The sequence below is a fragment of the Acidobacteriota bacterium genome (genome assembly GCA_016703965.1).
Taxonomy (GTDB): domain Bacteria; phylum Acidobacteriota; class Blastocatellia; order Pyrinomonadales; family Pyrinomonadaceae; genus OLB17.
Genome location: JADJBB010000004.1, coordinates 253,913 through 271,778, shown reverse-complemented (window position 1 = coordinate 271,778; position 17,866 = coordinate 253,913). Strand labels below are relative to the sequence as shown.

The 17,866-nt window shown below is 51.8% G+C and carries 17 protein-coding genes; 3 read left to right on the top strand and 14 right to left on the bottom strand.

All coding sequences use genetic code 11. The features are described 5' to 3' along the window. Positions 1-226: 226 nt before the first annotated feature. The 8 genes from IPG22_03990 to IPG22_03955 all read right to left on the bottom strand — a co-directional run bounded on the left by IPG22_03990 (position 227) and on the right by IPG22_03955 (position 10,014). Positions 227-406: a hypothetical protein gene (locus IPG22_03990; protein MBK6587465.1), complete on the bottom strand. Its 180-nt coding sequence runs from the start codon at positions 404-406 to the stop codon at positions 227-229. A gap of 271 nt (positions 407-677) precedes the next feature. Next, a complete protein-coding gene (locus IPG22_03985; GenBank protein MBK6587464.1) occupies positions 678-3,284 on the bottom strand; it encodes a serine/threonine protein kinase in 2,607 nt (868 codons plus the stop codon). A 476-nt stretch (positions 3,285-3,760) separates the two neighbouring features. Further along, complete coding sequence (locus IPG22_03980) at positions 3,761-4,759, bottom strand: ribonucleotide-diphosphate reductase subunit beta (GenBank protein ID MBK6587463.1); 999 nt, start codon at positions 4,757-4,759, stop codon at positions 3,761-3,763. A gap of 365 nt (positions 4,760-5,124) precedes the next feature. Further along, positions 5,125-5,283 carry a hypothetical protein gene (locus IPG22_03975; protein ID MBK6587462.1) on the bottom strand — a complete coding sequence of 53 codons (159 nt, stop codon included), beginning with the start codon at positions 5,281-5,283 and terminating at the stop codon, positions 5,125-5,127. A gap of 152 nt (positions 5,284-5,435) precedes the next feature. Beyond that, positions 5,436-5,582, bottom strand: a complete 147-nt coding sequence (locus tag IPG22_03970; GenBank protein MBK6587461.1) for a hypothetical protein — start codon at positions 5,580-5,582, stop codon at positions 5,436-5,438. A 200-nt stretch (positions 5,583-5,782) separates the two neighbouring features. After that, complete coding sequence (locus IPG22_03965; GenBank protein ID MBK6587460.1) at positions 5,783-8,125, bottom strand: ribonucleoside-diphosphate reductase subunit alpha; 2,343 nt, start codon at positions 8,123-8,125, stop codon at positions 5,783-5,785. A 473-nt stretch (positions 8,126-8,598) separates the two neighbouring features. Continuing rightward, positions 8,599-9,360, bottom strand: coding sequence for an MBL fold metallo-hydrolase (locus tag IPG22_03960; protein ID MBK6587459.1), 762 nt, complete (start codon positions 9,358-9,360; stop codon positions 8,599-8,601). A 75-nt stretch (positions 9,361-9,435) separates the two neighbouring features. Continuing rightward, a complete protein-coding gene (locus IPG22_03955) occupies positions 9,436-10,014 on the bottom strand; it encodes a DUF1844 domain-containing protein (GenBank protein MBK6587458.1) in 579 nt (192 codons plus the stop codon). A gap of 152 nt (positions 10,015-10,166) precedes the next feature. Between IPG22_03955 and mazG the strand changes: the two genes are divergently transcribed. After that, positions 10,167-10,973, top strand: a complete 807-nt coding sequence (mazG, locus tag IPG22_03950) for a nucleoside triphosphate pyrophosphohydrolase (protein ID MBK6587457.1) — start codon at positions 10,167-10,169, stop codon at positions 10,971-10,973. A 103-nt stretch (positions 10,974-11,076) separates the two neighbouring features. Here the strand turns inward: mazG and IPG22_03945 are convergent, their stop codons facing one another. The 4 genes from IPG22_03945 to IPG22_03930 form a co-directional block, all read right to left on the bottom strand. Continuing rightward, a complete protein-coding gene (locus IPG22_03945; GenBank protein ID MBK6587456.1) occupies positions 11,077-11,394 on the bottom strand; it encodes a type II toxin-antitoxin system PemK/MazF family toxin in 318 nt (105 codons plus the stop codon). Further along, entirely contained in the window at positions 11,388-11,636 is a 249-nt protein-coding gene (locus IPG22_03940) for an AbrB/MazE/SpoVT family DNA-binding domain-containing protein (GenBank protein ID MBK6587455.1), read from the bottom strand. Before IPG22_03940 ends, IPG22_03945 begins: the two co-directional genes overlap by 7 nt. 184 nt (positions 11,637-11,820) lie before the next feature. Beyond that, positions 11,821-13,110 (bottom strand): serine--tRNA ligase, encoded by a 1,290-nt coding sequence (gene serS / locus IPG22_03935; protein ID MBK6587454.1) that lies wholly within the window; start codon positions 13,108-13,110, stop codon positions 11,821-11,823. Between the two features lie 18 nt (positions 13,111-13,128). Continuing rightward, the gene (locus tag IPG22_03930) at positions 13,129-13,578 is read right to left on the bottom strand and encodes a DUF1905 domain-containing protein (protein MBK6587453.1); all 450 of its coding nucleotides are present in this window, start codon (positions 13,576-13,578) and stop codon (positions 13,129-13,131) included. 63 nt (positions 13,579-13,641) lie between these two features. On the opposite strand from IPG22_03930, the gene galU reads away from it, so the two are divergent. Continuing rightward, positions 13,642-14,514, top strand: coding sequence for a UTP--glucose-1-phosphate uridylyltransferase GalU (gene galU / locus IPG22_03925; protein MBK6587452.1), 873 nt, complete (start codon positions 13,642-13,644; stop codon positions 14,512-14,514). Between the two features lie 4 nt (positions 14,515-14,518). Here galU and IPG22_03920 read toward each other — a convergent pair whose 3' ends face one another. Then, positions 14,519-14,917, bottom strand: a complete 399-nt coding sequence (locus tag IPG22_03920; GenBank protein ID MBK6587451.1) for a hypothetical protein — start codon at positions 14,915-14,917, stop codon at positions 14,519-14,521. Positions 14,918-15,268: 351 nt separating this feature from the next. Beyond that, on the bottom strand, positions 15,269-16,444 hold the full coding sequence (locus tag IPG22_03915) for an MFS transporter (GenBank protein ID MBK6587450.1): 1,176 nt from the start codon (positions 16,442-16,444) through the stop codon (positions 15,269-15,271). A 292-nt stretch (positions 16,445-16,736) separates the two neighbouring features. Here IPG22_03915 and ribB point away from each other — a divergent pair, with 292 nt between their 5' ends. After that, on the top strand, positions 16,737-17,864 hold the full coding sequence (gene ribB, locus IPG22_03910; GenBank protein ID MBK6587449.1) for a 3,4-dihydroxy-2-butanone-4-phosphate synthase: 1,128 nt from the start codon (positions 16,737-16,739) through the stop codon (positions 17,862-17,864). Positions 17,865-17,866 lie beyond the last annotated feature (2 nt).

The following is a 17,866-nucleotide window of genomic DNA, read 5'->3' as shown; positions in this document are numbered from 1 at the left end:
CATTTTTACTGTCGGTCTTTAGCGGTCTAAATGAATCTGTTCGAGCTCTGTTTTCGAAGTTAACAGCGAACAAAAAGTATGCAATATAGGTTAGATTAATTTCCAGTATCGAGGAAACTATGCCGATAATGATCGTCCTTTCATTAGTTCTCAACATTGCAGTACTCATCCCGGTCTGTGCGGGGCTTTTAACGAACGCAGCATGGGTCCGCCAGAGTTACGGCGATCACACGCCTGCTCGAAGCATTCTACTGTCGATATACATTTCGATCCTTCTAGCGTCTTCCCTACTCTTGATCGTCTCAAGACCGGAAGCAGCCTCGGCGTTATTATTCGTGCAGATCGTATATAAAATTACCACGCCATTTACCGTTAGAACCTTCAAAAACCCCGTTGTTATAAGCAATCTTTTGATCGCCGCTTTTCACACCGCGACACTTCTGACTGTATGGAGAAGCTTCTGAACAGGCTGAACGGCCGCCCAAAAAGTTGCCAACTCGGTGCACGAACTGCTTTAATGAGGAAAATTCAAAAGATGGAGACGGATCCGTATGGATCGAACTAAATAAAAATGGCCAAGAATCTATTTTTGTTTATCTCTTTTGTTTGCTTTTCACAAACCGCGGCGATCGGGCAGGATCGCAAGGTGCCGACGCAGATCAATTCGGGCTGGTAAATTACATCTCTGCGACCAGAGACCGAATTGTGGCGAGTTCGTTTCGACGTTTGATATTGTCAGGCGATCTTGCCGCGAGATTTTCGAATATTGGTAAGGCAGTCTCAAACTGAATGCGAGCGGCAATTCGATCGCGGTTGTCGAGGGCGGCTTCGCCGAGGCGCTGGTAACTCATTGCAAGGTCTTGTTGCCAATCAACATTTTCGGGGTCTGAGGCTGTCAGCTCTTTAAAAGCCGCGTGGGCATGCTCGTAATGCTCTCGAGCTTTAGGCTTGCTGCCGGTCTGAAATAGGGCGTCGGCCAGAAATCGCTGGGCGTTGGCGATGCGGTGGCGGTTCATCAGGTTTTGTCTGTCCTGTTCGGAGACCTTTCGATAACCCACGAGGGCTTTTTCGAGCGGGTCGATCGATTCACGAAACAGACGATTTCTGACCATCGCTTTGCCAAATTCCAAACGGCAATCGGCAAGGCCGTATTCCTCGCCGAGGTTCCCAGGATCGGCGGCGAGGATCGCTTCCTGCATCTTGATGCCTTCGCTGAAGTGCTTGATGGATTCCGCGATCTGCCCGTCCTCGCTCAGCGCCACGGCGTACCAGACGAGGGCTCCGCTAACGACGCCGCGAGAGACGTTATCGCTTTCGTCTTTAGCCAGTATTTCGCGTTCGATCGCGAGCAGCGTTCCGTAGTCTTTCAAGCCCTCAGCGGTTTGGCCCGTTTCTATGTTAACGAAGCCGCGGAACGATGAAATGATGCCGAAATTGCGGCGGTACTTCGTATTTTCCGGGTTTTCCGCCATTAAGACGCGATATAGAGCGAGCGAATCTTCGTAGTAACGAAGTGCTTCGCTCAGGGCTCCGCTGCGAACCGAGGTTTGGCCGAGCCGTGCCAGCAAACGGGCTTGCTGATGGCGAAATTCGCTGTTCGATGAGGCGGCTTGAGATGCAAGCAACTCATTGCCTTTAGAGTAGTTCTCTCGCGCTTCGGCGAGCCGTCCGATCGCGACCAGGATGTCGCCGATCTTCATGCGGCTGTCGCTAACCGCGATCGCTCTTGCTGTTGAGGGATCGGATCTGAATAGATTTTCTCTAAGCCCAAGAGCCTTCTGATGGCTCGTCAGTGCTTCCGAGGTTTTGCCGGACGAAGGCTTGAAAAGCTCCGACTGCACGTCGCCGATCTTTTCGTAGGCGGTGGCGAGTTCGCTTTCGAGTTCGGTGTCGTCGGAAGATTCGGCGGCTAGCCTGTCGAGGTATTCGATCGCCCGCTGCACGAGCAGCTCGCGGGCCTTGATCGGGCTGCTCATGATCTGTTCGTTGATCTCGAACATGAAGGAATTTGCGAACTGCCGAACGTCATTAAATCTACGCTCGGCCTTAGCCCGCTCGACGCTCGCGATGCGTGCCTGATACATCGTCGCCGCAAGGCCTCCCATGAGCGTGATCAGAATGATAACCGCCGCGACAACGCCAACCTTATGCCGCCGGACGAATTTCCCTGTGCGGTAATTCCACGTATCTTTCGTCGCCGAAACCGGAAGGCGCTTGAAATGTCGCCGGATGTCTTCGCTGAACTGTTCGACGGAGAGATATCGCCGCGATGGCTCTTTTCTGAGAGCCATCAAAACGATACTGTCGAGGTCGCCTTTTAAACGCGGGCCCTTGTTCAGGACGACGTCCGAACTTCCCCGTCCCGTAACCGCCGACGGCGTTGGCGGAGCGGATTCGGTCAATGTCCGGATCATTTCCGCGATGTTTTTATCATTCAGCTCGAAGGGCCGCGAGCCAGTCAGGAGTTCGAAAAGGATAACCCCAAGTGAGTAGATATCCGTCGCGGTCGAAAGCGGCTCACCGCGAACCTGCTCGGGCGAGGCGTATTCCGGTGTGAAGGCAAACGCCTGCGTCCGCGTTTCGTTGCCGCCGTCGGATTTTAAGAGCTTTGCGATGCCGAAATCGAGGAGCTTTACCGTGCAGTCGCTCGTAACAAAAACATTCGACGGTTTGAGATCGCGGTGAATGACAAGCTTTTGATGGGCGAACGAAACCGCTGAGCAGACCTCGCGAAACAGGTCGAGGCGTTCGTCGATCGATAGGTTCTTTGCGTTTGCGAATTCGATGATCGACGCGCCCTCGATGTATTCCATCACGAGGTAAGGCTGGCCGTCGCCGGTCGTTCCGCCGTCGATAAGATGGGCGATGTTTGGATGGTCAAGCGTGGCAAGGATCTGGCGTTCGTTGCGAAATCGACGCAGCAGCTCAGCCGAACCGACCGCACTGTTGATGATCTTGATCGCAACACGCTGTTCAAACTCACCATCCGAGCGCTCCGCCAGGAATACGGCTCCCATTCCGCCGGCTCCGATCTCATCAATGATCCGGTAGCGCCCAATTTCTGTGCCGATCCGCGACGTTCGTTCATTCGGGAGCGATGAAAATGCGATATCTTCGAGCGGGTCGGTGCCATCGGTTTCGAACCGCAGCAGTTCGTTCACCTCATCGATGAGGCTCTGGTCGCCTGCGCACGAACGAGCGAGAAAAACCTCGCGCTGTTCAGCCGGGGTGTCGATTGCCACCTCAAGCAGCGATTTGACCTTTTGCCATCGGCTCGCGTCCATCAGATTCATCACCTACGCCATCATGATATCCCATCTCTAACCCATCGCCGCACCCATCTCAAAAAGTCCGATTTCCACAAAAATCCCACATTCTCGCCAACAAAACCGACGATTCTTGAGCATATATAACGTTTGACCAATCGCAAGAATAACTCTACCAATCTGTCGGTCAATGGGTGGAAACAGGTTATTTTCCTCTACCAATTGAGGGGGTGATTCTGGCTCGCAGAGCGGCATGTGAATCGCTCAGAATGCCCTGTTTATAGGCATTCTGAGCTAGACCAAGTCAAAAGTGTGAATCGATTCACACTTTTTTATTAGGACTTTTTGGTAAAGTTGAGCCAAAAGTGATCTTACCGAAAGTGAACGTCCAAAAAGTAGATGAGCCCAGAATATTTTCACCAGACTGAGAGCAAAAAACTCGGACTATCCTCGCCCGAGTTTTTTACCTGCTTCACCTTATTTAGCTCTCGCTGCTAGAACGATTCCCCAAAACTGACTTCGCCCGCGACCGCGACCTGATATGCGGAAACGCGGCGTTCGAAGAAGTTGGCTAGTTCCTGGACGTCCTGTAGGTCCATGAAGTCGAACGGATTTTTCGCTCCGTAGACCTTTGGCAGGCCGAGCATGACGAAACGCTGGTCGGCGATGTATTCGAGATACTGCCGCATATTTGCGATCGAGAGGCCCGAGACGCCGAGGCCGAGGACGTCTTCGGCGAACTGCATTTCGCAATCGACCGCTTCGTCGATCATCTGGACGATCTGGCGGTTGAGCGATTCGTCGAATAGATCTGGCTCTTCTTTGCGGACTTCGCCGATCACGTCGAGGGCAAAAGCCATGTGGGCGGATTCGTCGCGGAAAACCCAGTTCGTTCCCGCCGCGAGGCCGTGGAGCAAGCCTTTAGAACGGAGAAAATAGACGTATGCAAATGCGGCAAAGAAAAACAGGCCTTCGATACAGGTCGCAAAGCAGATCAGATTGAGCAGGAACTGTCTGCGGTCTTCCTTGGTTTCGAGAGCGTGCAGATTCTGGATCGAATCGATCCATTTGAAGCAAAACTCGGCCTTTTTATGGATCGACGGAATATTGTTGACGGCGGCGAAAGCTTGCTCGCGTTCGTGGTGGTCCGGAATGTAGGTGTCGAGCAGCGTCAGGTAAAACTGAACGTGGACCGCTTCCTCAAAAAGCTGCCGCGACAGATACATCCTCGCCTCGGGCGAATTGATGTGCTTGTAGAGATTGAGAACGAGATTGTTAGAAACGATACAGTCTCCTGTCGCAAAAAAAGCGACAAGGCGGTTTATCATATGACGCTCTGAAGCAGACATCTTGTTGCGGAGATCGTTTACGTCGGTCGAGAAATCAACCTCTTCTACTGTCCAAGTGTTTTTGATCGCATTTTTGTACATCTCGTAAAACTGCGGGTACTTCATTGGACGAAGAGTTAGGTTAAAGCCATTATCGAGCAACATGATTTTGAATCTCCTGAAATTCGTATGAATACGCAAATAGAGTCGTTTTAAATCGCCCACGCCGCGTTAAAAATCGCCACGAGCCGCACTTTAATTTACATTTGACGAAACGTGCGAATCGTCAACTATAAAAGATGTTTCTTTAGTAAATAACAAAGAACGAATGAAAACGATTACCACTACAGAATGGACGATATTGTATCCTCTGACAGGACAAATACCAAGCGGTAGTGGTTGATTGTGGACAACGTCTCTTGTCTTGTGTTCGTGGAATTTCACTAAGTCGATGCAGATAAAGGAGATTTTTATCAAAAAAAGACGGCCCCAACATTGTCGGGACCGTCGTTAAAGAATGCAGGTAGTTTCTATTTACCTTTTCGCTTGCCGCCCGATTTGTTCGGGCTCTGAGTTAGAGCGGATGCCGCTACGCTCTTAACGTTAGCGGGCGTCCGCGGATTCCGCAATAAAGCACTGGCCTTCGATGCGACCCGCGATGAAGTCTGTTCATTACTTTTTTTGGGCATAATTTACTCCTTGTAAATTTGAGAGGGCCTAGATTTGCGAAATGGCGTTTTTATGATAGAGTTTCATTTGTCATTAAGCTCTATTAGATTTTCAGTTGGTTCGATATTCCGGCCCTTTTAAGAAGATCTTTGAACTGAACCGCTATTGTGGATTAGGCTTTTTCTTTTCGCTTTCTTGTGCGAACGCGAATTGGAAAAGCTTTGATACCAAACGAACGAGCATAAATGCGTTTCTTAGCCCATTTATGCCAGTAGCTGGCGACATAGATAATCTCAAACTCGTCTGTTGTCGTAGACATTTAGCGTACCTCCTTATGAAAATATGGGGAAACGCTATCGGCTCGTCAGGCACAATAAATGCCCGATGAGCTAACCTCCACGTTTCCACGGAAATTTGGAGTAAACCTAAGAGTCTTCCTACCGCTGCCAAGTAGTCGGGAAGGCTCTTTTCTATTTCTGACTCGAAGCTGAACTTCGAGAATCTTTTAAACCGGCCGTCTTACTGGCACGCCTCGCACGCTTCGGGATTCTCCAGCGAGCAGACCAACGCTTCCTCATCCGTATAGACTTTTTTAGGCTCTTCGATAACAGATGCGATATTATCAGCGGCGGCGACCTGTGCAATCCGCGTAGCTGGGCGTGAGCGAAGATAATAGGTCGTCTTCAAACCCTTTTGCCAAGCGTACATATACATCGACGAAAGCTTGCCGATATTCGGGCTTTCCATGAAAAGGTTCAAGGAAGCCGATTGGTCGATAAACGCTCCGCGGTCGGCCTGCATGTCGATGAGGGAACGCATTGGGATCTCCCAGGCGGTGCGGTAGATAGCTTTGAGTTCGTCGTTGAATTCGGCGATGTCCTGTACCGAGCCTTCGCTGAGCTTGATCTTTGTGCGGATCTCTTCGTTCCAAAGACCCAGAGCTTTGAGTTCCTGGACGAGGTATTTGTTGATCTGGACAAAATCGCCCGAGAGGGTTTCGCGTTTGAAAAGGTTCGAGACCTGCGGTTCGATGCACTCGTAACAGCCGGCTATCGAGGCGATCGTGGCGGTCGGGGCGATGGCGATCATCAGTGAATTACGCAGTCCGGTCGCCTTGATCTTTTCACGCAGAGCATCCCAACGCGGCATGTCGTCCGGCGTTACGCCCCAGAAATCGAACTGCAGATCGCCCTGTGCCGCACGCGTGTCGAGGAACGCCGGGTGAACGCCGCGTTCGACCGCGAGATCCGACGAAGCGTCGAGTGCTGCAAAGTAGATCTCTTCCTGAATTTTCGCCGAGATCTTGCGAGCCTCTTCGCAGTCGAATGGCAGGCGAAGCTGGAAGAAAACATCTTGCAATCCCATCACACCGAGGCCGATATTGCGCCAGCGGTTGTTGGACTGCGAAGTGCTGGGGATAGCGTAGTAATTCAGATCAATGACCTTATCCAGTTGACGAACCGCAAGGCGGACGTTGCGGCGGATCTTGTCGTAATCGACCTGGCCGTCCTTTACATAACGAGCCACGTTGATCGAACCGAGGTTGCAGACGGCGGTTTCGTCGTCACTCGTAACCTCGATGATTTCCGTACAGAGATTTGAAAGGTGAACAACGTTCTCGGGACGTGCAGTTTGATTCGATTTGCGATTCGACGAATCTTTGAAAGTCATCCAGCCATTGCCGGTCTGCGCCATCGTCCGCATCATCTTTGCATAAAGATCGCGGGCGTTGATCTGACGCATGAATAGGCCTTCTTCCTCGGCTTTAACATAAGCGGCTTCAAACTCTTCGCCGAACAGGTCAGGGAAGTGAGGCACGACCTTAGGGTCAAACAGCGACCACTGGCCGTCAGCCTGAACGCGCTTCATGAACAGGTCCGGGATCCAGTTCGCGAGATTCAGGTTGTGCGTGCGGCTGGCGTCATCGCCGGTGTTGTCGCGCAGTTCGAGAAAATCGTCTATGTCAGCATGCCAGGTTTCGAGATAGACGCAGCACGCACCTTTGCGTTTGCCGCCCTGATTTACGGCCGAAACGCTGGAATCCAGTGTCTTGAGCCACGGGACGATGCCATTCGAATGGCCATTGGTTCCACGGATCAGCGAGCCGCGTGAACGCACACGGTGATACGCTATGCCGATGCCGCCCGAGAATTTAGACAGCATCGCGACGTCGGAATATTTTTTGTAGATGCTATCGAGCGTATCCTGTGGCGAATCGAGCAGGAAGCAGCTCGAAAGCTGTTCGTGCTGTGTACCCGAGTTGAACAAGGTCGGTGTCGACGGAACGTATTCGAGCGACGAGAAAAGGTGATACAGGCTGATAGCTTCGTACGGACTTTCGGAAAGGCCGCAGGCGACACGCATCCAGAAGAACTGCGGTGTTTCGATCACATCGCGGGTTTCCGGATTCTTCAGCAGATAGCGGTCATATAATGTACGAAGGCCGAAGAACTCAAACAGGTCGTTTCGTGTATTGTCGATCGCGTCATTCAGTTTGCGGCTGTTGTCTACGACGAACTGAGCAACACGCTCGCCGATCAACCCTTCTTTTACGCCAAAGGCGATCGATTGTGAGAACGAGTGGATCTCCTGATTGCGAACTTCCTTTTCGATATATTGATTAAGAAGGCGCGCCCCGAGTTTGGAATACTCGGGCTCTTCAAATATGAGGCTCGCCGCGGTCTGGATCGAAAGTTTGTCGAGTTCCTTGGTCGTTGCTCCGTCATATAGGCCACTGATGGTTTTAGTCGCAATGCGAAGGCTGTCAACCGACGGCAGATTTACGCAGCAGCGGGTTATCGCGCGTACGATCTTATTGATATCTACCGGTTCGAGATTGCCATTTCGCTTGCGTACCTGCATCGAGGTCTGTGCTGCGTTGTCTTCCTGGCGGGTCGCCGCTGTTCCTGTCTGTGTAAAGAATGTGTCCATATCTTTTAGTCAGTAAGTCACGCGTTTAGGCTCAAAATGGGCCACGCTTTGATGTGTTTCAGGTGATTTTTAGCGAGAAAATCCCGCTGTCGTGTCTATGTTTCTCCGGCACGACTGCAATTTCACCGTTCGTTTTAAATTTTAATCACGCGGGTTTTGGAATGTGTTTCGCTCGCGTGGATATAGACTATATGGTAGAGGTTTGGCTTTGTCAACACAAAATATAGTGGTTTTGAAACTTTCTCATAACCCTTGTTTTTGCAACACTTAGCGCGCGTGGGGTAATGAAAAGGATGATATTTTCTGTAACATGTCGGTAACGTGTTTAAGCACAAGCATTTAAGCAGTTAGATAACCAATGTTTCGGTGGAAAAATGGAGGAAAATCTATGGAAAAGTGCCGATCTAGCCGACCACAAGCTCATCGTAGGCGAATCGAACATTTTCGGGTAATAATTTCGTATCTCGCTCATGCAGAATATCGTGATTCAGATGGGTGAGGAAAGCCTGTTTGGGCCGAAGATCAGCGATGATCGCCAATGCTTCTTCCAAGCATAGATGCGTCGAATGCGGCTTTATCCTCACACAATCCAAGACCAAAACATCGAGATCGCGGAGGCCGTCCATCGATGCGGGAGGGATCACTTTCAAATCGGTCGCGTATGCAAAATCGTTGAAGCGATATGCGATGACCGGCAATTTTCCGTGAATGACCTCGAGCGGCGTGACCTCGATATCTTCGCCGATGCAGAATGGAGCTCCGGGCGTAACGGTGTGCGGGATCAGTTGCGGCAAGCCACCGCCGAAGTGCGTGGGGTTGAAAATATACTGGAAAATTCGCCGAAGGTCGGTCCACGCGATCTCGTTCGCATAAACGCCCATCGCCCCGTGGCGAAAATTTAACGGTCGAATGTCGTCGAGGCCAAAAACATGATCGACATGACAATGCGTAACCAAAACCGCATCCAAATGGTTGATCTTCGCCCGCAAAGCCTGTTGCCGAAAATCGATCGAGGTATCAACGAGGATCTTCTTATCGCGATGCTCGATCAGGATCGAAACTCTCAGGCGTTTGTCACGCGGGTCCTCAGAAAGACACGTTTCGCAATCGCACCCGATCGAGGGAACGCCGGTCGATGTGCCTGTGCCGAGGAAGGTGAGTTTCATTTGAGGTCTTTACCACAGAGGAACATAGACACATAGGCGAAGAGAACTATGTGTTCAATGTTCCTATGTGGTCGATCATTTCTTTCCCAAAATATCCGCGCTCGAAAACTTCTGAGCTGCCTGGGCCTTGAGCTTTTCTTCGGTTGCCTTTACCAGATGAACATACTGCATTCGCAGATCGCCGAGCAGGCCTTCGAGCAGGCGGCTTTCCTGTGGGTGTAGGTTTCCCTTGGTTTTGTCGCGGAGCATTCCCAAGATGTCCAGCCAGTATTTACCGGATTCGAGATCGAGCGAACGCTGACCGGTTGCGGGGTGCGGAACGGCTCCAAGAGCAGCAGCAGCGTTGGTCGCCAGGGTCGAGAGGAAATTTACAAAACTCGCCGGATCTTTTGCTCCCGGGATCTCGTCGCCATTGTCTTCGTCCGCAAACTCCTCTTCCTCGTCCATCGGGCCGATGTGAGTTTCCTGAACTGCGGCCGACTGCGGAGCCGCGGCAGTCGGAGCCGCAGCGCGTCTTTCTTCCGCCGGAGCAGCCGGTTTTGCAGGAGCAGCATCGAGCGTTACGCCTTCGCGGAGCGAGCCGTCAGCGTTGAATTTTCGCTTGTCAGCGACCTTATAATGTACTTCTTCGTTCTCGTCGTCGTGACCGATCATATATTTTTACCTTATTTCGATAGTAGCATTTTGGGAAAAAAGAATTCAAAATCTTGGTTGTTAGATGGTTGTTCGTCGATCGTTGTTCGTTAGAAGTCGTTTTCTTTCTTCCAAAACAATGATCAACGAACCATGATCAAAGAACCAAACCTATGTCAAAATCCTTCGACGAACTCGTCACAATAATGGACCGACTGCGTGCTCCGGGCGGCTGCCCTTGGGATGCGGAGCAGACGTATCAATCGCTGTCGCAATACCTGATCGAGGAAGCTTACGAGACCTTCGACGCGATCCAGGAAGCCGATCAAACCGGCGACATTGCAAATCTACGCGAGGAACTCGGCGACCTGCTGCTGCAAGTAGTTTTCCACTCGACCATTGGCAAGGAACGTGGTGATTTCACGATCGATGACGTTGCCGCGGGAGTTACACAAAAGCTGATCTTGCGGCATCCGCACGTGTTCGGTGATGCTAATTTTGCCCGTGCCGAGGACGTTCTCGACAACTGGGACCAGCTAAAAGCTGACGAGCGAAAGGCATCCGGCAAGGTTGAGAAGGTGAAAGATTCGATCCTCGACGAAGTGCCAGTTCATTTTCCCGCCCTGCTCGAAGGGCTGAAGCTTACCAAAAAAGCAGCGAAAGTCGGGTTCGACTGGGAAAATGCGGACCAGATATTCGATAAACTCAACGAAGAAACTGCCGAACTGCGATCCGCGATCGAAAACGGCGACAAAACCAACATCGACGAAGAGATCGGCGATCTGCTTTTCGTCGTCATGAACCTCGCCCGCCACCTCGACGTCGAACCCGAAACTGCCCTCAACAAAACTAACCGCAAATTCCGTCAGCGGTTCAAATACATCGAAGACGAACTAAAACGCGAAGGCAAAACGCTGGAAGATGCCAACCTCAAGGAAATGGATGATCTGTGGAACAAGGCTAAACCCCAGAGAGCTTGAACTTCTTGTTCTTTCCTTTGCGGTCTTCGCGACTTTGCGTTAAAAAAACTTCCTAACGCAAAGTCGCCAAGGAGCAAGACGCAAAGGAAAAACCTCGGAATTACTACGCAAACATTTCTTGAAGCCGATCGATCGTTTCCTTGTGTGCCGATTTGTCGATCTCACCTATTTTCTTGACGAGCCGAACTTTATCCACCGTGCGGATCTGATCGAGGACGATCATGCGTTCGTTGTTGAGGAAATTTACTGCGATCCGCGTCGGGTATTTTGTGGTGACGGACGAAAGCGGAGCGATCATCACGCTGGCGAGATGGGCGTTCATTTCGTTGGGTGAGATGACCACGCATGGGCGCGTGTTTTTGGCGTCCTTGGACGGCACGGCGTCGAGGCCCGCGAGATAGACGTCGAATCTATTTACCATTGCCACTCCTTCTTGTCGAAACCGCTGGTCGAGGCATCGCTCGCGAGTTCGTCGTCATCATTCTCAGCCATCAGCTTGAACGCATCTTCCCAACCCGCGCGCGGTTTCTGAGCGTTGCGGATCAGGATGCCGTCCGGGTGCAACTCAAGGTCGACCTCGCCAACAATGCGGCTTTCTTCGAGCAAAGCTTTCGGTATTCGAATGCCTTGCGAATTACCGATCTGAATGATCTGGGCTTTCATAATTACATTGTAATTACGACATTCTTTCTCGTCAAAGAAAAGTTTAGTGTCGCTTAGTAAAATTAACCGCAGATGAAGCAGATGAAGCAGATGAAGCAGATGAAGCAGATGAAGCAGATTTAAGAAGATCAGATTTTATCTGTTGTATCTGCGTCATCTGCGGTTAAATCATTTTGATTACCGCTTACTTTAATGCTATCGAATCAACTCCATTCATATACGGCCGCAAAACTTCCGGGATCAGGATCGATCCATCTTCTTGCTGATAATTCTCAATTATCGCGATCCACGTTCGTCCAACTGCCAAACCGCTGCCGTTTAGTGTATGGACGAATTCGGGTTTGGCTCCGCCGGCACGGCGGAAGCGGGTGTTCATGCGGCGTGCCTGAAAGTCACCGCAGTTCGAGCAGCTTGATATCTCGCGATATGTTTTTTGCGAAGGCAGCCAGACCTCGATGTCGTAAGTTTTCCTTGCTCCGAAGCCCATGTCGCCGGTTGAGAGGACGACCGTTCGGTACGGTAAACCTAATAGCTGCAATATTTTCTCAGCGTTTGCGGTCAGTTTTTCGTGCTCTTCCTCGGAGTTTTCCGGTGCGCAGAGCTTTACGAGTTCGACCTTTTCGAACTGATGCTGGCGGATCAAGCCCCGCGTATCGCGGCCGTAACTTCCAGCTTCGCTGCGGAAACACATGGAGTATGCGGCGAAATGCTTTGGCAGATCACTTGCATCGAGGATCTCGTCCGCGAAGTAGTTTGTCACGGGAACTTCGGCGGTCGGGATAAGGGCGAACTGTCGTTCGTCGGTCGTATGAAACAGATCTTCCTCAAACTTCGGCAGCTGGTTCGTTCCGAAAAGGGCGGTGCGGTTCACAAGATACGGCGGCAGGGTTTCAGTGTAGCCGTGCTCGGTCGTGTGGATTTCGAGCATGAAATTGACCAAGGCCCGCTCCAGTCTCGCACCCGCTCCGAGCAGTATTGAAAACCGGGAACCGGCGATCTTGGTCGCACGCTCGAGATCCAAAATGCCGAGAGATTCGCCGAGATCGACGTGATCTTTAGGTTCAAAATCAAATTCCCGAGGTGTGCCCCAACGGCGGATCTCTTGATTCGCTGTTTCGTCCTTGCCGATCGGAACGTCAGATGCGGGAAGATTTGGGAGGTTGATCAGTACGTCACGCATTGCTGATTCCGCCTCGTCGCGGAGCCTTTCGAGTTCTCCCTGACGTTCCTTAAGGCCAGCGACCTCGGCCTTTTTTGCTTCAGCTTCATCGCGTTTGCCCGACTGCATCAGGGCACCGATCTCTTTACTCACGGCGTTTCGCTGGCCGTTTACCGCGTCGGCTTCGCCGATCACGCGGCGGCGCTGAGCGTCAAGCTCGGCAAACTTTTCGAGCGGCTCAGCCGGAAAATTACGGTTCGCAAGTGCCTCGCGAACGGCTTCCAAATTATCTCTAACAAAGTTAAGGTCTAGCATGGTCAGTTATCAGTCGTGTTATCTGGCTGTAAGCAATTCGATCGTTTTTGCGATTCTCCGAGCTCTGGTCTCTGATGATTTAGCGTCCTTGATCGATCGAACGTTTTCTTTTCTCAATGTGTAGCTCAATGCATCGAACGCTGCGGAAACCCCGGCCTTTTTGAGTGCGGCGGCGAGATCCTCAGGAGTTTCGACTGTACGCTCAGCCGTGTCTTTTTCCAATGTAACTACAATGTGCTCACCAGCAGCGATTCCGGCATGTGTGCGGAATTCCTTTGGCACGCCGAGCATGTATTTGCCGCGCATGCGGGTGATGGAGCCGCGATATTCGGCTCCGTTGATCACGGCTTTGACCGGAACGCGTTTCGCGCCGAAAACCGCCTCGACATCGAACGGTATCTCGATGCCCGTCGCGTCGAGTTTTTCGTGCTTAACCAGCACCGTTTCGAATGTTTGTTTATCGGCCATTTTTAACCTAAAATCTAGAGTTCATCGATACGCCAAGGACTTATCGAATTTAGCAAAGTTACTATGGTAAATAAAATTCGCAAGGCTGTTTTCCCCGCTGCCGGGCTCGGTACCAGATTTCTGCCCGCAACTAAGGCTTCGCCTAAGGAGATGCTGGCGCTTGTCGATAAACCGCTGATCCAATACGTGGTCGAGGAATCGGTTGCATCCGGCATCGAGTCCATCCTGATAATCACGGGCCGCGATAAGAGTGCGATCGAGAACCATTTTGACATCTCGTTCGAAATGGAACAGATGCTGATCGAACGCGGCAAGACCGAAATGTTCGAGCAGATCAGGGCTATCTCAGACATCGCCCGCATCAGCTACACACGGCAAAAACAGGCCCTCGGCCTGGGCCATGCGATCTATCAGGCGAAGGATTTCGTCGGCAGCGAGCCTTTTGCCGCTCTGCTCGCCGATGACATCGTTGATAGCGAAAAACCGGCCCTGCAGCAGATGGTCGAGGTCTATGAGAAATATAACGCACCCGTGATCGCCACGATGCAGGTCGCGGGCGAGGACATTTCACGCTTCGGCGTGATCGATGCTGACGAGGTCGAGCCCAACGTCTTTAAGATAAAAGACATGGTCGAAAAACCTGCCTACGCCGAGGCTCCGTCCGACCTTGCGATCATCGGCCGCTATATCTTCACACCCGACATCTTCGAAGCGATCGAGCAAACGAAACCAGGTTCCGGCGGCGAGATCCAGATCACCGACGCGATGCGTATCCTACTCAAAAAACGCCCTTTCTACGCCGTCAAACTCGAAGGCACCCGCCACGACGCCGGCGATAAGCTCGGGTTCTTGATCGCTACCGTTGAGCTTGCGTTGAAGCGGGCGGATCTGGGGAAGGAGTTTAGGGAATATCTGAAAGGCCTCAATTTGCGGTAAGAACCTATCGTTTCTCGCACCGCAAATTTAGTTCCGATTTAAGCGGACGATACGCCGTATAGATGACTTCCTCAACGCCATCGTTCGAGATCTTTGTTTCTATCTCAAGCGATTCATCCGAATTGAGATATAGGAAAGTTCCTTTAAACTCCTTGTCGGCATTTTTTTCAAAGTTTTTCAGATCGCCGCCTACGTATTTTGAAATATCTACGCTAAGCTTCGGCGATACGATCATTCCGACAACTGTGTCTCTTTTTACATTCCAGGTGCTTTTCTTGTTCTCCTTACAAAATCCTTTGTTGTACCAAACAGTGACTGTTTCTTTTTCAGTTTCGTAGATATCGGACTTTCCCTTCGGTTTTCCCAAGAGCTTTTCAACCTCAGCTTTATCCGACTTCAACAAAACTATTCCACGCCAACTCCCACCCACCACTTGAGCGTGAGAGCTTAGACAAAAGGCCGTGCTGAGGAAAATTAGTACAATTGCTATCTTAATCATGATATTAGAATTCGTTGCCATTTCTTGACGGCTGGTTGCTCCCCTTCAGGGAGCCGAACCTTTCCGCACCTCGTTCCTAGCGTTCCGCCGAAGCGGCTGCACCCTAGGCGTATTGGTTTATCGCAGTTGGCGACCAGTTGCGGAAGCCCGCACGAAGTAAGGGCTCAGTCGGGATAATGACATTTTAGTTATCAAAGAACCTTTTAGGTCGATCGCCTCCAAAATACCAGTACTTCGGAATTTTTCAGAGAGCCCTTACTTCGTGCGGGCTTCCGCATTTCGCATCGCTAATCCAAACTGCAACACCAGCAGCAACAAAATACTTACGACCAACACGTACATTCCTGAATTCAAGCTTCCCGTCTTGTCCGATACAAACCCTATCAGCCATGTCGATGACGCGGCTCCCAATGTGCCGCAGATGAAGAGAGGCGTGGCGCGTCGCGTTGCGGTCGGGCCGAAGGTGTGTGAAAACCGCGAGACGTTGGTCGGGAATATCCAGGATGTGCCAAATCCGGCGATCGCGGCTCCGAGGGCGAGCAACGCAACTGATGACGCGGTGACGGTGACGGCCATTCCGGCGAGAACTGTAAACAGCCCTAGCAGGATCATTTTGTTCTCGTTCAGGAATCTGAACAGCAGCGGTGCGACGCCGCGTCCCACGACGAATAGAACAAAATAGAGCAGCGTCGGCGTCACCAAACGTGTTGCGTGCGTGGCGTCAATGCGTTCTGTATAGGTCGTTAGCCAGCCGCCCATGCCGCTTTCGAATCCGACGTGGATGAAGTTGAACAGAGCAATGCCCCAGGCGAGCGGCGTTGTCCAGATCGGTGTGGTGTCGACCGGCGCGTCACTGGGCGTTTCGGCGAGGGTAATGATGCGTGTCGGCTGGAAGAACAGGAACGCTGCCGCCGCGAACATCGGCAACGCAAGGATCAGTGTCGTCGCCCAGATATTGCCGCCGACATGCGTCGCATCGACAAACGGTTTGCAGACGATCGCTCCGATGCCCCAGCAGAAATTAAGTACGCTGAGTGCCGACGCGGAATTCATCGGGTTCAGTTCGAGCACCGTCATGTTGATCGCCGGCAGCGTCAGGCCGATACCTACGCCGGTCAGGGCAAACGCTGCAAGTGATGCGGGGAAAGAATCGACGTTCATCAGCAATATCCCGGTTGCCATGCACAGGGCCCCGACGAACGACGCCGCGAGGAACTGATTCCGCCTCGCAAAGATGCTGGTCAGGAAAGTTCCGAGAAGAGAACCCGCAAACTGCGACGGAAAATAAAAGCTGACCTGCAGGTCGTTCAGCTCGTAGTGACGCGCCATGATCGGCAGGAATTGCCCGATCAGCACGGTCACCGTTCCAGAGATCAGAAACAGGGCGTGCAGAATGATCGAGAGTTTACGTGTGTTGTCGGGCTGTGTCATTCGCGTAAACAGATATTGTGTCAGGCTGCGGGCGAAAGACAAATCGGTACGTCGCAAGATTTCAGCCCGAGAGCCGACCTGTCGCATTTGCGAGGCAAAATTGGGGCATATGGCCGGGGCATGCAGGTTATCGTTTTCATTATGTCGGCACGCATACAGTCTAAAAAGTGAATTTAGGGAAACCTGATATATGGACAGTTCCGATGATTGTTCGCATATCCGAGCCTTTTTCGTTAAAATTCAGTTACAAAGTGACTTACGCCGGATTTGGGCCGGCATGCGGAAATACAACATGGCTCTTTCCTCGATCGAAGACGCTGCGAAAGACATTCGCGACGGAAAAATGATCATCATCGTCGATGATGAGGATCGTGAAAACGAAGGCGATCTCGTCTGCGCGGCTGAAAAAGTTACGCCCGAGATCATTAATTTTATGGCGGTCCACGGCCGCGGGCTTATCTGTCTGCCGCTGACCGAGGAGCGCTGTAACGAGCTGCAGCTCTACCCGCAGACGACAGAGAACACGTCGAGCATGGGCACGGCTTTCACCACGTCGATCGAGGCTAAGGAAGGTGTGACGACGGGTATATCGGCAGCTGACCGGGCGAAAACGATCCTGACGGCTGTCGATCCGGCTTCGAGGCCGACTGACTTGGCGCGGCCGGGACACGTTTTTCCGTTGCGGGCAAAAAATGGCGGGGTTTTGGTTCGTGTCGGGCAGACAGAGGCGAGCGTGGATATTTCAAAGATCGCTGGCTTACGGCCGGCGGCGGTCATCTGCGAGATCATGAATGACGACGGCACGATGGCACGGATGCCGGAGCTCGAAGTCTTTGCGGCGAAGCACGCTATGAAAATCATTTCGGTCGCCGACCTGGTTCGCTATCGAATGCAGAAAGAACCGCTTGTTCGCCGGGTTGTCGAGGCTGACCTGCCGACACAATTCGGGGTATTCCGGACGATCCTCTACGAGAATGTGATCAATGGCGAAACGCATCTCGCGCTTGCGATGGGAAACGTTTCTAATACAACTGAGCCGGTGCTTGTACGCGTCCAAACGGAGAACGTGACCTTTGCAATGTTCGGGGCAAAGCTTGGTGAGGCATCAAGCGCGGTCGAGGCGTCGCTCAAAACGATCGCTGCGGTCGGCAGCGGCGTCGTTGTTTACCTTCGCCAGCGTGAGAATAATTTAGACCTAGTGAACCAATTGAAGACTTATGCGTTGATGCATGAGAAAGGCATGGACTTTCAGGCGGCCAAAATCGAGACAGGGTACGGGAAAGTTCACGATTATGGCATCGGCGCCCAGATATTAAAGGACCTCGGGCTGACCAAGATCAGGCTACTTTCGAATCACCCACCCAAGGTGAACGCGCTGGACGCGTTCGATCTGCAGATCGTGGAGACAGTAAGGTTGTAAGG

Bases quoted from the DNA above. Each gene is read 5' to 3' on its own strand.
- IPG22_03985 (MBK6587464.1), bottom strand. From the start codon at position 3,284: ATGGACGCGAGCCGATGGCAAAAGGTCAAATCGCTGCTTGAGGTGGCA.
- IPG22_03980 (MBK6587463.1), bottom strand. From the start codon at position 4,759: ATGTTGCTCGATAATGGCTTTAACCTAACTCTTCGTCCAATGAAGTAC.
- IPG22_03975 (MBK6587462.1), bottom strand. From the start codon at position 5,283: ATGCCCAAAAAAAGTAATGAACAGACTTCATCGCGGGTCGCATCGAAG.
- IPG22_03970 (MBK6587461.1), bottom strand. From the start codon at position 5,582: ATGTCTACGACAACAGACGAGTTTGAGATTATCTATGTCGCCAGCTAC.
- IPG22_03965 (MBK6587460.1), bottom strand. From the start codon at position 8,125: ATGCAGGTACGCAAGCGAAATGGCAATCTCGAACCGGTAGATATCAAT.
- IPG22_03960 (MBK6587459.1), bottom strand. From the start codon at position 9,360: ATGAAACTCACCTTCCTCGGCACAGGCACATCGACCGGCGTTCCCTCG.
- IPG22_03955 (MBK6587458.1), bottom strand. From the start codon at position 10,014: ATGATCGGTCACGACGACGAGAACGAAGAAGTACATTATAAGGTCGCT.
- mazG (MBK6587457.1), top strand. From the start codon at position 10,167: ATGTCAAAATCCTTCGACGAACTCGTCACAATAATGGACCGACTGCGT.
- IPG22_03945 (MBK6587456.1), bottom strand. From the start codon at position 11,394: ATGGTAAATAGATTCGACGTCTATCTCGCGGGCCTCGACGCCGTGCCG.
- IPG22_03940 (MBK6587455.1), bottom strand. From the start codon at position 11,636: ATGAAAGCCCAGATCATTCAGATCGGTAATTCGCAAGGCATTCGAATA.
- serS (MBK6587454.1), bottom strand. From the start codon at position 13,110: ATGCTAGACCTTAACTTTGTTAGAGATAATTTGGAAGCCGTTCGCGAG.
- IPG22_03930 (MBK6587453.1), bottom strand. From the start codon at position 13,578: ATGGCCGATAAACAAACATTCGAAACGGTGCTGGTTAAGCACGAAAAA.
- galU (MBK6587452.1), top strand. From the start codon at position 13,642: ATGGTAAATAAAATTCGCAAGGCTGTTTTCCCCGCTGCCGGGCTCGGT.
- IPG22_03915 (MBK6587450.1), bottom strand. From the start codon at position 16,444: ATGACACAGCCCGACAACACACGTAAACTCTCGATCATTCTGCACGCC.
- ribB (MBK6587449.1), top strand. From the start codon at position 16,737: ATGGCTCTTTCCTCGATCGAAGACGCTGCGAAAGACATTCGCGACGGA.